At 39.0% G+C, this 16,702-nt stretch carries 14 protein-coding genes; 11 read left to right on the top strand and 3 right to left on the bottom strand.

Annotated elements, in window-relative coordinates:
• Positions 1–237: 237 nt before the first annotated feature.
• Positions 238–1,236 carry a cysteine synthase A gene (cysK, locus tag FTU06_RS01690; RefSeq protein WP_180102056.1) on the bottom strand — a complete coding sequence of 333 codons (999 nt, stop codon included), beginning with the start codon at positions 1,234–1,236 and terminating at the stop codon, positions 238–240.
• A 282-nt stretch (positions 1,237–1,518) separates the two neighbouring features.
• On the opposite strand from cysK, the gene FTU06_RS01685 reads away from it, so the two are divergent.
• The 11 genes from FTU06_RS01685 (at position 1,519) to gcvH (ending at position 13,972) form a co-directional block, all read left to right on the top strand.
• On the top strand, positions 1,519–1,836 hold the full coding sequence (locus tag FTU06_RS01685; protein ID WP_078193801.1) for a helix-turn-helix transcriptional regulator: 318 nt from the start codon (positions 1,519–1,521) through the stop codon (positions 1,834–1,836).
• 303 nt (positions 1,837–2,139) lie between these two features.
• Positions 2,140–3,876 (top strand): SulP family inorganic anion transporter, encoded by a 1,737-nt coding sequence (locus tag FTU06_RS01680; RefSeq protein WP_180144511.1) that lies wholly within the window; start codon positions 2,140–2,142, stop codon positions 3,874–3,876.
• A 204-nt stretch (positions 3,877–4,080) separates the two neighbouring features.
• Entirely contained in the window at positions 4,081–5,274 is a 1,194-nt protein-coding gene (gene sstT, locus FTU06_RS01675) for a serine/threonine transporter SstT (RefSeq protein WP_180144509.1), read from the top strand.
• Positions 5,275–5,308: 34 nt separating this feature from the next.
• Positions 5,309–5,983, top strand: coding sequence for a YoaK family protein (locus FTU06_RS01670; RefSeq protein WP_180144507.1), 675 nt, complete (start codon positions 5,309–5,311; stop codon positions 5,981–5,983).
• A gap of 12 nt (positions 5,984–5,995) precedes the next feature.
• Positions 5,996–6,532 (top strand): DUF2058 domain-containing protein, encoded by a 537-nt coding sequence (locus FTU06_RS01665; protein WP_168377529.1) that lies wholly within the window; start codon positions 5,996–5,998, stop codon positions 6,530–6,532.
• Between the two features lie 248 nt (positions 6,533–6,780).
• On the top strand, positions 6,781–8,031 hold the full coding sequence (locus tag FTU06_RS01660; protein ID WP_168377530.1) for a mechanosensitive ion channel family protein: 1,251 nt from the start codon (positions 6,781–6,783) through the stop codon (positions 8,029–8,031).
• Positions 8,032–8,666: 635 nt separating this feature from the next.
• Positions 8,667–9,950: a sensor domain-containing diguanylate cyclase gene (locus FTU06_RS01655; protein WP_180144503.1), complete on the top strand. Its 1,284-nt coding sequence runs from the start codon at positions 8,667–8,669 to the stop codon at positions 9,948–9,950.
• 95 nt (positions 9,951–10,045) lie between these two features.
• Positions 10,046–11,920, top strand: a complete 1,875-nt coding sequence (locus tag FTU06_RS01650; RefSeq protein ID WP_078193808.1) for an ABC transporter ATP-binding protein — start codon at positions 10,046–10,048, stop codon at positions 11,918–11,920.
• Positions 11,898–12,347, top strand: coding sequence for a MaoC family dehydratase (locus tag FTU06_RS01645; protein ID WP_180008877.1), 450 nt, complete (start codon positions 11,898–11,900; stop codon positions 12,345–12,347). The genes FTU06_RS01650 and FTU06_RS01645 overlap by 23 nt, the downstream gene beginning before the upstream one ends.
• Before the next feature lie 149 nt (positions 12,348–12,496).
• Positions 12,497–13,525, top strand: coding sequence for an AraC family transcriptional regulator (locus FTU06_RS01640; protein ID WP_180008879.1), 1,029 nt, complete (start codon positions 12,497–12,499; stop codon positions 13,523–13,525).
• 72 nt (positions 13,526–13,597) lie between these two features.
• Entirely contained in the window at positions 13,598–13,972 is a 375-nt protein-coding gene (gene gcvH, locus FTU06_RS01635) for a glycine cleavage system protein GcvH (RefSeq protein ID WP_180144501.1), read from the top strand.
• Between the two features lie 97 nt (positions 13,973–14,069).
• Here the strand turns inward: gcvH and FTU06_RS01630 are convergent, their stop codons facing one another.
• Positions 14,070–15,260 (bottom strand): PilT/PilU family type 4a pilus ATPase, encoded by a 1,191-nt coding sequence (locus tag FTU06_RS01630; protein WP_168377534.1) that lies wholly within the window; start codon positions 15,258–15,260, stop codon positions 14,070–14,072.
• Positions 15,261–15,530: 270 nt separating this feature from the next.
• Positions 15,531–16,613 carry a 3-deoxy-7-phosphoheptulonate synthase gene (locus FTU06_RS01625; RefSeq protein WP_180088380.1) on the bottom strand — a complete coding sequence of 361 codons (1,083 nt, stop codon included), beginning with the start codon at positions 16,611–16,613 and terminating at the stop codon, positions 15,531–15,533.
• Between the last annotated feature and the right edge of the window lie 89 nt (positions 16,614–16,702).

The following is a 16,702-nucleotide window of genomic DNA, read 5'->3' as shown; positions in this document are numbered from 1 at the left end:
TCATATTGATGTTTGGCTCACTCAAGTGGTTATCCCTGTTGTCACGATATGCATACTCTTAGGCTTCCTGTTTAAATACATCGCTCGAAAGTTAGGATATGAACCGCCTAAACGAAAAATAAAACAACAAAATCCCAAAAACGATGATCAAGACCCGGCTTAAGATACTTATAAATAACGAAATCATCAATAAAAAAGCCCATTCAATTGAACGGGCTTTTTTTCATGTCAGAATTATTAGTCAGCACTAATATCTTCAAATAAAACTGAAGAAAGGTAACGTTCACCACCATCCGGTAAAATGACCACAATGGTTTTGCCTGCATTCTCAGGACGTGCAGCAAGTTTTGCCGCAGCTGCCATTGCCGCGCCACTAGAGATACCCACTAAAATACCGTCATGAGTAGCCGTTTTACGCGCCCACTCAATTGCTTCAGCACTTTCAATACCGATCACTTCATCAACAAGGTCTAGATCTAAGTTACCCGGAATAAAGTTAGCTCCAATCCCCTGAATTTTATGCGGCCCAGGAGTCAGTGTTTCGCCTTTTTTCGCTTGGGCAATAATCGGAGATTCAGCCGGTTCTACCGCAACAGAATAAAGCGGCTGATGTTTCACTTTTTCAAAATAGCTTGAAATGCCTGAAATCGTACCACCTGTACCTACACCCGATACTAAAATATCCACTTTACCACCAGTTGCTTCCCAAATTTCTGGGCCTGTGGTCAATTCATGAATTTTAGGGTTTGCAGGGTTTTCAAACTGTTGTGGTAAATAATACGTTTCAGGATGTTCAGCAACGAGGCGCTGTGCTTCTTCGACCGCACCTTTCATGCCTTTAGCAGGTTCAGTCAATACGAGATTTGCACCAAAAGACTTCAACACCTTACGGCGTTCGATACTCATACTTGCTGGCATGGTTAATGTAATTGCATAACCTTTCGCTGCTGCAACAAATGCCAAAGCAATCCCTGTATTACCACTTGTAGGTTCTACAATATGCATACCCGGTTTTAATAAACCTTTTTCTTCTGCATCTGCAATGAGAGCTGCACCTACACGACATTTCACTGAAAATGCTGGGTTACGGCTTTCAACTTTAGCCAAGACCGTTGCATCTGACTGAATCGCACGATTAATACGAACTAAAGGTGTATTACCAATCGCTTCAGCGTTATTACTATATACTGCGATACCTAAATTACTCGTTGCTGGAAAAGCTGAATCTGTTGTCATGACTATTTATCCCTTGTGTATTTATTGAATACGATCTTTAGATGATACAATTATTTTCAAAGTGTGCATGATTTTTTAAGCTAATGTCTTATATTTATGTGCATTTTGTGAAAGCTTGCACTAAAATCAAGCAATAAATTTAACTGATTAACTAAATTTAAACTTATAAAAATTAATGATATTTGATTTCATAAAAAACCATAGAAATTGTCTTATTTATTCAATGTATTAAGCCGCGATATCCGTATACTTGAGCTGTTGTTAATCGTATGGACATATCCAATGAATACCGATCTGGAAATCACTACTATGCGTGATTCTGCCGAATTAGTCGTGGGCGTTTTAAAGTCGCTGGCAAATACGGATCGTCTACTAATTTTATGTCATCTAGCACAGCAAGAATTGAATGTGTCTCAGATTGAAGAAATCACTGATATTAAACAGCCAACCCTCTCACAACAACTGATGATGTTACGCAAAAGTGATGTTGTGACCACGCGTCGTGATGGAAAGCAAATTTATTATTCAATTAAAGATGCAAATTTAGTTCAAGTTCTCAATACTCTTTACCAATTGTATTGCAACCAATCTTATAAATAACACTCAGTTATTTTAAAATTTCAAGCCAGACATGCTGTTCTTGCACCACTATAGATGAATTATCGCAATGGACAGCAATTCAATACCTTAATTTACCCTCCAGACTTCTTTTAAATATCAATAATTATTTCGAATATCCTAAGCTTTAAAACAGCTTATCCTTTTCATTAATTCATTTAAAATGATGGCTTCTTAAATATCCCCTTAAATTTCCTGCAATATTGTACGGTCAAAATTTATTGCACAAGACTTCTTAGCATTTTTTATGCATAATATATATGAAATTGTGATTTAGATAAGTTTATGTCAGATTTAAAACCTCATTTCTTACAGAAATTTCCTGCTTGGCAGTGGTTACAGCACTACAGCACTGTGAAATTTAAATCTGATGTACTTGCTTCGCTGATCGTTATTGCCATGTTAGTCCCTCAAGGTATGGCGTATTCCATGCTGGCAGGTTTACCCCCAATCATGGGTTTATATGCCAGTATTTTACCTATGATTGTCTACGCCCTCATTGGTGGAAGTTCAACCTTATCTATAGGCCCTGTGGCAATCATTTCGATGATGACCTTCGCCACGCTCAATCCGCTATTTGAAGTTGGTTCACCTGTTTATATTGAAGCCGCTACACTTTTGGCCTTAATGGTCGGGCTGATTTCTCTGCTGCTAGGTGTACTACGTTTCGGTTTTTTAATTCAGTTGATCAGTCATCCTGTCATTAAAAGCTTCATTATTGCTTCTGCACTGCTCATTGCACTGGGTCAGTTTAAGTTTCTCGTCGATGTCCCGCTAAAAGCCAACAACATCCCTGAGTTTGTTTTAAGTCTGTGGGAATACCTGAGTTTAACTCACTTTGCTTCACTCATCTTTGGTGTGCTGGCCATACTGTTTTTAATCTATGTACCAAAAATATTGGCCACTCAATCGATCCAATCTCGATTCGGCTCTACCGCCTTTCTAAGTAAAGCACTTCCATTGATACTAGTGGTGATCTCAATTGCATCGGTGATGTTATTTGACCTGCAAAATGTCGGCATTAAAACCGTCGGTGAAATTCCTTCAGGTTTTCCACCCTTAAGCTTTCCACATTGGAACTGGGAACTGGTACAAACCTTACTGCCCGGTGCAACAATGATTGCCATGATCAGTTTTGTTGAGTCACTGTCTATTGCCCAAGCTACTGCCTTACAACAACGAAGCCAACTCAATAGTAATCAAGAGTTGATCGCTTTAGGTTTAGCCAATCTAAGCGCTGGGGTTAGCTCTGCCTTTCCAGTGACGGGTAGCTTATCTCGTACAGTGGTTAATGCAGATGCAGGTGCAAAAACCCCGATGGCAGGTGTGTTGTCGTCATTGCTGATTATCGTTGTCAGTCTCTACTTCACTGGTTTTTTCCAAGACTTGCCCTTAGTGATCTTGGCGGCCACAATTATTGTTTCCATTTGGAAATTAGTCGACTTTAAACCTTTTGTGGATACATGGCGTTATTCAAAAGCTGATGGTATAGCGATGTGGGTGACCTTTTTCGGTGTGGTGTGTATCGATATTTCTACAGGTCTCATTATTGGCATCATTTCTACCTTTATTCTGTTGTTATGGCGCATCAGTCGTCCACATATTGCGGTGATCGGTTTAGTCGAAGGCACACAGCACTTCCGCAATGTACAGCGCCATCATGTCTATACCGCACCACATATTCTCTCGCTCCGTATAGATGAAAATATCTCGTTTTTAAATGCCAATACGCTTAAAGGTTTCCTGATCAATGAAGTCAGTGAAAATATTGATCTAGAGCATGTTGTTATCAACTGCTCAAGCGTCAGTTCAATTGACCTCAGTGCCTTAGAAATGTTGGAAGATTTAAATGCTGAATTATCAAAATTAGATATTCGACTGCATTTTTCCGAGGTCAAAGGCCCTGTCATGGACAAATTGCAGCACTCAAAACTACTCACGCATTTGAGTGGTCAAATTTTTCTCACCCACTATCAAGCCGTTACAGAGCTTGCGACAGCCAGTTCTGAGTACCAAATTTAAAGGCCTATTAGCTCACTGTTTAATCAATGCGAATTTGATAAACAGTGAGTTTTGAAGGGTTTACATTTTAATACACAAAAATAGATTATAAAAAACAAAGTTTTATTTTTAAATTAAATTATTTTTTAAGCATTCCACATTTTCGTATAAAATACAGGGCTAATTTTCATCATTTTGTCATTGTAATTCTGACAAGGCTCTCCTATGTTTTCAGCATTTACACGCTTGAGTTTAGTAACCCGAATTATTATCGCCATTATTTTAGGTGTATTGGTTGCTGTCGTCGCTCCGGGCGTTGCACCCTATTTAAGTTTGCTTGGTGATTTATTCATTAAGGCATTGAAATCCGTAGCACCGATACTGGTCTTTGTACTTGTACTGTCATCCATTGCAAATTTCAAAGTGGGCAGCAGTAATTCTTACATTAAACCGATTATGTTGATGTACGCTATTGGTATGTTCCTTGCTGCTTTAAGTTCAGTAGTAGCAAGCCTTTTATTCCCAATTACATTAATTTTGGATGTTGCTGCAGAAAATCTTGTTCCGCCAGGCAGTCTTGCTGAAATATTGAAAAACTTATTATTAAGTTTTGTCGCAAACCCTGTTACAGCCATTTCAGAAGCAAATTTCATTGGAATTTTAGCTTGGGCTGTTGCCTTGGGTATTGCATTTCGCCATGCATCAGATACCACTAAAGTTTTCTTATCCGATGCTGCTGATGCGGTGAATAAAGTAATCCGTTTAGTGATTAACTTTGCACCTGTCGGTATCTTTGGTTTGGTTGCTGTTACATTTGCCGACTCAGGTCTAAAAACGCTTGTTAGTTATGCGCACTTACTTGCGGTATTACTCGGTACCATGTTCTTTGTAGCTTTGGTCATTAACCCACTAATGGTGGCATTTATGACTCGCTCAAACCCGTTCCCATTGGTTTTCCAATGTCTACGTGAAAGTGGTATCACTGCATTCTTTACACGTAGTTCCGCTGCAAACATTCCAGTTAACTTAGACCTTGCAAAGCGTCTTGGTGTACCAGAGTCAACTGCAAGCGTAGCGATTCCTTTAGGTGCAACTGTCAATATGGCAGGTGCATCGGTCACAATTACAGTCCTCACACTAGCAGCAGTTCATACTTTGGGCATTTCTGTTGATTTCAGCACAATGTTGATTTTATCAGTCGTTGCTACCGTTTCTGCATGTGGTGCTTCAGGTGTTGCTGGTGGTTCATTGCTGCTTATTCCAGTGGCTTGTGGCCTGTTTGGTATTTCAAGTGATATCGCGATGCAAGTTGTTGCCATTGGTATGGTTATTAGCGTACTTCAAGATTCAACTGAAACAGCTTTAAACTCTTCGACTGACGTATTATTTACAGCTGCAGTCGACCGTGGTTTAAGATAATATCCTGATATTGGATACTTTTTAAGGCGAGGCCATGCCTTTTCAGACTTTACCGCTTTGGATACAACTGGGTGCTTTTTTTCTCGCAGTGAATGCAGGAATGATTAATGTACTCGGCCTGGTGACGATCTTGCACCAGTCGGTATCTCACATGACGGGTAATGTCAGTATGTTAGCCATGGCTTTAATTGCATGGCAGCCGGCTACAATTATTTATTTGATTTTAGTGTTGCTCTGTTATGTGATTGGCTCATTTTATAGTGGGCTAATTCTAGGAAATAGTCACTTTAGCTTAACGCGACGTTATGGCGTCCCATTAAGCTTAGTGGCTTTTTTTATTGTCCTGTGTTGGATGATATTGCCCTATTTTCCACGTTACGCTTTGCTTTGGGCATGCGTGGCGATGGGTGTACAAAATGCAATGGTCAGCCACTATAAAGGTACCATTATTCGTACCACACATCTCTCTGGTGTTTTGACGGACTTAGGTTTGGCTTTGGGTTATAAAGCCCGTGGACTTCAGGTTGAGTCTAAACGTGTGGTCTTACATTTATTAATTTTGGCTGGATTTATCGTTGGTGGCATACTTGCCAGTTGGCTTTATCCTTATTTAAAATTAAACGCATTCCTAATTCCTGCCGCACTCAGTGTAGTTATGAGCGCAGTATATTGGATCATCTATTTTCATTATCGACATATACACGATTAGTTGGAACGTACTATGGTTAAAAATGCATTACAGGCGCAACTGCTTAAAGCAGGTCTGGTCGATAATAAAAAGGCAAAAAAATTGTCTAAACAAGCCGTACATGAAAAACGTACCGGTGAAAGTAAAGATGCTGAAATCAAGGCGAAAATTGAGCAAGATCAGCAGCAGAAAATGGCTAAAGATCATGCTTTAGAGCAAGATCGTAAAGCAGTGTTGCAAGAAAAAGAATTAAAAGCTGCCATCATGCAAATGATTAATCAGCATAAAATTCGTGATACCGATGGCGAATCGACCTATCAATTTATCGATGATGCCAAGATCAAAAAGCTTTATATCAATCAGCAAATTTATAATGCCCTTGTTGCGGGTAGTCTTGTTATTGCACGTGAAAATAGCAACTATGCTTTTTTACCAAAAGAATTAGCCGACCGTATTAATGCGAAAATGGAAGGCTTTATTATTGTGAATAATTCTGAAGTCAATGAACAAACCACGGATGAAGAAGATCCATATGCAGCTTATGTAATTCCTGATGATTTAATGTGGTAAGCATTTCATATCGCTAATGAAGCTCCTAATTAGGGGGCTTTTTTTAGCTCAACATTTATCTATTTTAGTTCATCAATTAGGTTATACCTTCAAAAAAATCATTTCTTAGCACCCAATAAGTAACATTATGGACTATACATGTCGTAACTCCGTAAAGTTTACGAGTATAAAATTGCTTATATAATCATCATAATTACAATAGTTTGATCATTAACCCTTTCATTTACATCAATAAGAGTAGGATGATTTTGGAAAAATTTCAGTTCATTAAAAATATTCAAGACTGGTCAGATCAATACCCTTGGCTAGAAATGCTGACTTCGCTCAGTCTTATTATTATTTTTGCCATTATCGCAAATTTTATCGCCAAGCAAATTGTGGTACGTGGTATTCGTAAGCTCGTGTCTAAAATGGCATTTAGCCACAGTCAAATTTTGTCAGAACATAGTGTGATTAAACGCTTTGCCAACATTGTTCCAGCAATTGTAATCTTAAATGGCATAACCACAGTCCCACATTTATCTGTGAAGTTTATCTCAATCGTTCAAATGGCTTGTCAGGCCTTTATCTTCCTGACCATTGCTTTAGCCATTTCTGAATTACTAAATATTTTTAATCTGATTTATCAACGTAATCCAAAATCTAGAAACAAACCAATTAAAGGCTATTTGCAGTTGGTCAAATTGATCATCTTTTTGGTTTGTGGCCTAATGATCTTAGGTACTTTTCTGAAAAAAGATGTATTTACATTACTCGCAGGCTTCGGTGCTATGGCGGCTGTACTGATGTTGGTCTTCCAAAATACCATTTTGTCACTGGTCGCTTCGGTACAAATTTCTTCTTATGATATGGTGCGAATTGGTGACTGGATTGAAATGCCCTCGCTCAATGCGGATGGCGATGTCATTGATATGTCATTACATACCATTACTGTACAGAACTTTGATAAGACCTTTACCACGATTCCAACCAATAAACTGGTGACAGACACCTTTAAAAACTGGCGTGGTATGGCACAGTCCGGTGTACGCCGCATCAAACGCTCACTTTATATCGATCAAAGCTCTATTCATTTCATGACTCAGGATGAGCAAAATAAACTCAAAGAATTTTTATTATTAGATCAATATCTTGACCATAAGCATGAAGAGCTTGCTCAGTTTAATCAGCAACTTTCAAATCAGTCGCAATATAATCAGCGCCGTTTAACCAATCTTGGGACCTTTCGTGCCTATGTAGAATTTTATTTACAACAGCATTCAGGCATTGCCCAACACCAAACGATTTTGGTGCGTCAGTTACAACCCACGAGTGAAGGCATTCCTTTAGAGATTTATGCTTTTAGTAAAACTATTGCATGGAAAGATTATGAAGCGATTCAATCGGATATCTTTGACCATCTGATCGCAATCACACCTGAGTTTGGACTTAAAATCTATCAAGCCCCTTCTAGTGCCGATTTTAAAGCCCTCGTTCAACCAAATGTCGATAAAAGCTAAGACTTAATTGCGCATCTCCCCATGTATATTTGAAGAAGAAATTCTTTAGGTTAAAGAATTCACAATGTCGATTGAATATATATTGGGGGCGTTTTCTTTAAAAGCTATTCGACATCTGCTAGTGCTTTTTTATCGCGCAATGCAAGGATTTAGAGCAGGCTAGATAAATGCGCTGATCGTATAATTTCCTAAAAATATAATGCATCTGAAACAACTAAAAATAATTAACTGATGTTACGCACATAACAGTAATTTCACATTTTAAAAATGATTTTTAATTCTATTCGACGGAGTCTTACATCTAGGGGGTGAATAAAGGGATTAGCCTTCGGCTGGAGGTACTTTTGTTTTGGCAAAAGCACCCAAAACCATTGTCATCCGCAAAACTCGTTCACTAGCGTCAAATTATTCAAAGTATCGCAAAAACATTTTTGATTAGAAGAAGTGCTGTCTCAAACACTTGCGGATGACGTTACCGCGTATCATACTTTTATTTAAATCAAATTACGCTTCTGGTGTTACTGCGTAACATCAGTAATTAAAAAAACCCAAACAAATACTATACAAATGTAGACAATTTTAGATACTATTTGTTAACAGTTGCATAAAAACGCTTCTAAAATAGGAGCTTGGTCATGGAAGGCCCCAAGAAACCTTCTCAGAAATCAGTTAAAAACGAATCACAATTACTCATAGAATCGATTAATCGCACTTCTGCCAAACATACGCTCATACAGGCAGAAGCATGTGATTTAGAGAATCGTGTCCGTATTGAGCGTGCTTTATCCGACCCGATTGCACGTATTCCGGCACAGTTTAAAAATGCTTATTACAAATTTTTGTACTACAACCAGAAAGACTATTTAAAGCAGGTCAACTATTTCGCTCAATTGGCATTTTTAATCTATTTTTGGGCAGATCGCTATGTGCTGCCAGACGTAGAAATGCTTTCAGGTGTGATTCGTATTATTGCCATTATAGGTGCATTTAGCCTGAACTATGTTCTGTTTAAATATATCAAACAGATTAAATTGCTCGATTTGATTTTGCCACTCGCCACTTGCCTTTCAGCGATTCTCTGGTTTGAGATATTACTTCAGTCGCAAAATGAACTGGTGCATAGCTATCAATATGCCGCCATTATTTTGATTGTATTGGGTAATTTAAGTATTCATGTGCATTTTCGCCCTTCGATCATGACCTCTGCCATGATCTCGGCAGCGATACTTTTTGGCGCATGGCGCACTAATGATTTTGGTGATTTTACGATTTTTTTATTGGTGTATATTCCTGTGCTGCTATTCAGTATGTATATCTGCTGGAACTCAACGCTGAACTCTCGTAAAACCTTTCTAAGAGCGCTGCTAGATGACTGGAACTTTCATACCCTTCGCAAAATTGCCCATACGGATGAATTAACCCAGTTAAGTAATCGTCGCCAATTTGTACATGCCGCCAATAAAAAAATCCAAGAAACCCCGATGACGGTCTGCACCAGTCTATTGATTTTTGATGTCGATCATTTTAAAGCGATTAATGATCAATACGGACATGATGTCGGCGATCAAGTGCTATGCCAAATTGCTGAAATTGCACGTAAAGAAATGCGGTTTTACGATATGTTGGCACGTTTTGGAGGTGAAGAATTTATTGTACTTTTGCCTTATACCGTCCCAGAAGATGCATTAAAAATTGCTGAACGGTTAAGACATAAAATGGAACAATACCAGTTTTATATAGATGGTCAATTGGTGAAATTTTCGATCTCCATTGGTGTTTCCAAAATTGACCCTAACCACGCCAAACTTGATCAGTTAATTAAACAAGCCGATATTGCTCTATACGAAGCAAAACGCCAAGGTCGTAATCGGGTTGTACATTTTAATTCTATGAACTTTTGCAGCCAAGCTTTTAAGTAAATAAACAAATCAAAATGGAGAAAAACCAGCGAATCCATTACACTCAGAGCTGAAGAAAGAAAGATTAATTACAGCAAAATTCTCAGGTTATCTGCATGCTTAAATGGTTTGAAAATTTAGTTGACGCTTATCCTGAACAGGACTTGAATAAACCATTGCCGACAAAATTTTTCCCCTTTGTATGGCAAGCTGCGACGGGTGTAAAAAAATACCTATTGTTATTGGTACTCTGTACAGCAGGTGTAGCGAGTTTTGAAGCACTGCTTTATTCCAAAATTGGCGAATTAGTCAATTGGATCAGTAAGTCTCAACCTGAAACCTTTTTACAGCAGCACCAGACGAATCTGACCATTTTAAGCTTTATTTTATTGGCAAATATCTTCTTTTCTTGCCTTCAAACCATTATTAAACATCAGATTCTATATAGCACCTTTCCAATGCGCCTACGTTGGAGATTTCATAACTTATTACTGAAACAAAGTTTAGATTTCTTCCACAACGACTTTGCAGGTCGTTTATCTGCCAAAGTCATGCAAACTTCACTGGCTGTACGTGAGTTTTGGATTATTCTTGGTGACATGTTGGCCTATGTCTTCATTTACCTGATTTCGATCACCGTGATTTTAGGTGCTATATCGCCACTGTTGATTGTTCCATTATTACTTTGGCTGGCTTTATTTATTGGTTCTGCATGCTATTTCATCCCAAAATTAAGCAAAATTTCAAATGAACAAGCCAATGCACGCGCAGTAATGACTGGTCGTGTCACCGATGCCTACACCAATATTCAAACAGTGAAATTATTTGCCCATGCGGGCCGTGAAAGCCAATATGCCAAAGCCTCAATGAAAGAATTTATGGTGACGGTGTATAAGCAAATGCGACTTGCTGCAAAATACAACATCGCGACGAATTTGCTGATCATTGTTTTATATGGTGGCGTACTTGGAACAGCCGTTTGGCTCTGGATGGATGGTCAAGCTGAGCTTGGGGTCATTGCAGCAGCGACCGCCATGATTTTAAAACTCAGTAGTATTTCCGAGTTTATGATGTGGCAAACATCTGCCCTATTTGAAAATGTCGGGACCATTCAAGATGGGATGAAAACCATGGGCCGCCCAATTCATATTCAAGATAAAGCTGATGCAACCGACTTAAAAGTACAGCAAGGCGAAATTAAATTTGAAGATGTCAGTTTTGCTTATAATGATAAAAAGGTCATCAATCAATTTAATTTAACCATTCGACCAGGTGAAAAAATCGGTATAGTCGGGCGTTCAGGTGCCGGAAAATCGACATTAATTCAACTTTTACTCCACTTTTATGATATCAATCATGGTCGTATTTCGATTGATGGCCAAAATATAGAAGATATTACTCAAGATAGCTTGAGAAAAAATATTGCTTTGGTGACCCAAGACACCTCGTTATTGCATCGCACGGTTGAAGAAAATATTAAATATGGCCGTCCGAATGCGACTGATGAAGAAATGTATGATGCAGTACGCAAAGCGAAAGCTGATGAATTCATTCCTCAATTGATCGATTTACGTGGTCAACGTGGCTATGACGCATTTGTTGGTGAACGTGGTGTTAAATTATCTGGCGGTCAGCGTCAACGTATTGCAATTGCTCGAGTATTTTTAAAAGACGCACCAATTTTAATTTTAGATGAAGCCACAAGTGCGCTCGATTCAGAAGTCGAAGCTGCGATTCAATCGAGTTTAGATGATTTGATGCAAGGCAAAACTGTGATTGCCATTGCGCATCGACTGTCAACAATTGCGCAAATGGATCGATTGATTGTCTTGGATCAAGGACGTATTGCTGAGCAAGGCACCCATGAAGAGCTTGTCGCTTTGAATGGTATTTATGCACACTTGTGGCAGCGTCAAACCGGTGGATTTTTAATAGAACAACATAAAGTAGAATCAAAGGAAGATGAAAATGCTGTATCTGGAAGACCTTAAAGTTGGTGATCACTTTAGCAGTCGTGAATATGAAATGACTGTTGAAGAAATCAAGCAATTTGCCAACGCTTTTGATCCTCAGGAATTTCATACAGATGAAGTCAAAGCCCAACAGCACCCGATCTTTCAAGGGCTAGCGGCAAGTGGTTGGCATACTGCTGCTGTAACAATGCGCTTATGGACTGAATGTTTCCTTGTGGCTTATGGCTTAATTGGCTCTGAATCAAGTCTGCGTTGGCCGCGCCCAACACGTCCGGGGGATAAAATTCGTGTAGAAGTTGAAATATCTGCAATTACTCCGTCGAAAAGTAAGACAGACCGCGGCATTGTGACCTATGTTACGCAAGCGCTCAATCAGCACAATGACGTTCTTTATATGTCTACGACCAAAATTGTGGTCTTTTCCAAAGATTTTAAACCGAATTAATCCTTAACGGCCTACTTTACAACGCTAAGGTAGGCCGCTATAAATAGTTGAGCCTAGTCAGTTTGTCCAACAATTTTTGTGGGATACAACACGGAATCATGCCAATATAACCTTGAACAGAAGAAAAACCCGCATTGCAACGGAACGCTATGAAAACAATTAATTCCCGTCAGGATCAGGGTATTCCCGGAGTGTATGGATTGCTCCTTTTAGATGTGGTCTCTCGATGGGGCTACACTGCAGAAACATTATTTAGTCCATTCGGATTAAACAGCGAACAATTGGCTGAACCAGATTTCCGTATTCCAACACCCATCGCCAATCAATTGGTAGAGCACGCACTACGATTAACTGGTGAGCCAACTCTAGGTTTTCATTTGGGCAACCAAATGCGCATCTCAATTCATGGTTTTATTGGCTATGCCATCATGACGGCGAAGGACATAACTGATGCCTTAGTCTTGGCAAACCGTTTTATTCAGTTACGCATGCCCTTTTTACAGCTTTTTTTCTCAACTTTTGGAACCAAAGCTACTGTTCAACTACAAACCGACGTTACGATTGAGCCTTTACGTACTGAGATTTCTATTGCCTTAATTTTTGGCATGATCAGCATGGGCAAAGCAATTACTGGTGTGGATTATTCTGCGGGAGAAATTGATTTTGATTTCCCTCAACCTGAAGGTTTTGAGCGGTTTATTGCCAAATATCCACGACACCAATTTAGATTTGATCAGCCACATCTCCTACTTAGTTTTGATAAGCAATATTTAACCAATAAATTGGTCCATGCAGACCCGATTGCCAGTCAAATCGCCATTAATCAATGTGAAGCTGAACTTTCTGCTTTGGGCGAACGCCACCGTATTGCCATGCGCGTTCGTGACATTTTAACCAACTCTGAGCAGCACTATTTAAGTATTGAAAGTGTTGCTGAATGGCTACACATGTCCGATCGAACCCTTAAACGCCAACTTGCTGCCGAAGGGACTTCATTTTCAACATTGGTTGACGAAGTTCGCTACCGTCATGCTACTTCGCTTCTATCACGGACTGATTTTACCTTAGAGCAAATTGCTGATGAATTGGGCTATAGCGATGTCGCCAATTTTAGCCGTGCTTTTAAGCGTTGGAGTGGTCGTAGCCCAAGCAATTGGCGTAAAGATCCGTACTTATAAGTCTTTTGTTTTACCTAAAAAGCATGTATAACTCATGCCAAAAATGAATTTAATGGATTTAAGGAGTTATCAATGAATCATCCTTCAGATTTAAAGTACGCAAGTACACATGAATGGGTGCGAATTGAAGGTGACCTTGTTGTTACAGGCATTTCTGATCATGCACAAGACGCATTGGGTGATTTAGTTTATGTTGAAGCACCAGATGTGGGTCAATATATCACTGCTGGTGAACAAGCGGGTGTGGTCGAGTCGGTAAAAACCGCTTCTGATATTCATGCACCGATTTCTGGTGTGGTTGTTGAAGTCAATCCAGACCTTGAAGATGATCCTGATTTTGTAAACGATGCACCTTATAGCAAAGGTTGGATTTATAAAATTAAACCAGACAATATGGCTGATGTAGATGCTTTATTGACCAGCGAACAATACGAAGCTGGTCTGTAAATATTTCTAATATCTAAAAAATCAGCCCTCAGGCTGATTTTTTTATTTCAATTTGATAGCTAAATTGGCTTATATACCATTTGCATGAATATGCAGCTTATATTTCTTCCGAAGCTTCGGTGCTTTCAGGTTCTTCTTTCTTTTCTTCAACCATACTAAACGATTGCGCAGCCGCTGAAGTACCATTTGCACGTGAACTTTTTAGTTTAATTTGCAAACGTAATTCATTGGTTGAATCGGCATTTCTTAAAGCTTCTTCATAAGAAATTGCGCCATCATTATATAAATCAAATAAAGCTTGGTCGAAAGTTTGCATCCCAATTTCACGAGATTTTGCCATGATCGCTTTTAGTTCATGAAACTCACCTTTCAAAATCAAATCTGAAATGAGCGGCGTATTTAACATGATTTCAACGGCTGCACGGCGTCCTTTACCATCTTCAGTCCGGATTAAACGCTGCGAAACAATCGCTTTCATATTGCTCGATAAATCCATAAGCAATTGATTTCTTCGCTCTTCTGGGAAGAAGTTAATGATTCGATCTAGGGTTTGATTGGCGTTATTTGAATGTAGCGTACCTAAACATAAATGTCCTGTTTCAGCAAAGGCAATTGCATGTTCCATAGTCTCGGTGTCACGAATTTCACCAATTAAAATCACGTCTGGTGCTTGTCGCAAGGTATTTTTTAAAGCGTTATGCCACGAATGACTGTCTACACCGACTTCACGATGCGTAATCATTGATTTTTTATGCTTATGCACATATTCCACTGGGTCTTCAACAGTGATGATATGCCCTGCACTATTTTCATTTCGATAATCAATCAGCGCCGCTAAAGAGGTTGATTTTCCTGAACCTGTACCTCCAACCACTAAAACTAAACCACGTTTTTCCATAATCACGTGCTTAAGCGAAGCCGGTAATTTAAGCTTTTCAAAATTTGGAATTTCTGCCGTAATGGTACGAATGACCATACCCACATGTAACTGTTGCTGAAATACATTGACACGAAAACGCGAAACGTTTGGCACACTAATCGCAAAGTTACATTCTAGTTCTGTTTCAAACTCTTTGCGCTGCTTCTCATTCATCAAACTATAGGCGAAAAGCTTTGTTTTCTCAGCATCAAGTTCTTGCTGCCCAAAGGGTTTCATCATGCCTTGATGTTTAATACTTGGTGGAAAATCTGCCGTAATAAATAAATCAGAACCCCCATATTCAACCACTTTGGTTAACATGTGGAACATAAAACGGCGTGCTTCTTCCAGCAATTCAGCAGTGTACATCAACTTCCCCAATATAAAATTTCAAACACCCAAGCACAGATTGTCATTATTTCTGGCGCTGTATTGAGCTTAGACATTATTGTGCATAAAAAATTTGATTCACTCAAACATAAAACACTGAATTATCAGTATATATTTTAAAATATAGGCCATATTTCAATTTTTATATTGAAGTAAGCAACAAAGGATTTTTCAAAATAAAAGCCTTAGAACAATCAATGTTCTAAGGCTTTGGGGTAAATCAATTCAGACTGAGTATGCTCTGGATTGTTAAGCACTACGTTTAATTTGTGATGCATGAAGTTCATTCGTAACCTGTTGAATCAAAGCAATGGTCTTATCCCAACCTAAGCATCCATCTGTTATAGATTGACCATAAGTCATGTCACAACTAATTTTTTGATTACCATCCACTAAATGACTTTCCAACATCACGCCACGCACTTGGGTATGCTCACGCTCCGCTACAATAGTGCGTAATACTTCAGGTTGCTTCATTGGGTCTTTATGGCTATTACCATGACTACAATCGATCACTAAAGCCGGTAAATCGCCTTTTACTTTACTACGAATTTTGTCTATTTCAGCCAAACTATAATTTGGACCTGTATTGGAGCCACGTAAAATCAAATGTGCTTGTGGGTTGCCAACAGATTCTAAAATACACGGTAAGCCGGCTTGACTCATACCTAAGAACTGGTGTGGATGGGACGCAGATTGAATGGCATCTAGAGCAATTTGGATTGAGCCATCTGTTCCGTTTTTGAAACCAATACTGTATGGCATATGACTCGAGATTTCACGATGAATTTGTGATTCGCTGGTACGCGCACCGATTGCACCCCAAGCCAAAAGGTCATCAAAATAACCCGTCGCCATTGGGCTTAAAATTTCAGAGGCAATTGGCAAACCCATTTCAATAATTTGTAAGTACAGCTCACGTGATTTTTCTAAGCCCAACTGCATATTAGATGAACCATCTAAACTTGGGTCATACATATAGCCTTTCCAGCCCACTGTAGTACGTGGTTTCTCAATGTATGCGCGCATCACAAGAAAAATTTGATCTGAAACCTGTGCCTGTAATTGTTTTAATTTTTCAGCATATTCCAACGCAGCAATTGGATCATGGATTGAACATGGGCCGCTAATAATCATTAGACGCGGGTCTTGACCCGTCAAAATATTTTGAATCGTTGCACGATGTGCAGCAATTTGCTCTGCAGCATGAACTGATAAAGGTAATTGTTGTTTCAATTGATGTGGCAAGCTCAAAAGTGTTTCTTTTGGCTGTGTAGATTTCTGAATTTCTGAATTTTGAGTTTGTTGTAAAGCTGTATTTAGCGCATTCATTGGTTCTATTCCTTTGGACTGTATACATTAACAGTCCGATCTTTTATCTGAGCGTTATGGGACTTTGGGACTTCAGGGCTTTAGACATA

The sequence above is a fragment of the Acinetobacter sp. YH12052 genome (assembly GCF_013419835.1).
Lineage (GTDB): Bacteria > Pseudomonadota > Gammaproteobacteria > Pseudomonadales > Moraxellaceae > Acinetobacter > Acinetobacter amyesii.
Note: the sequence above shows the minus strand (reverse complement) of the source record. Positions and strands in the feature narration are given on the sequence as shown.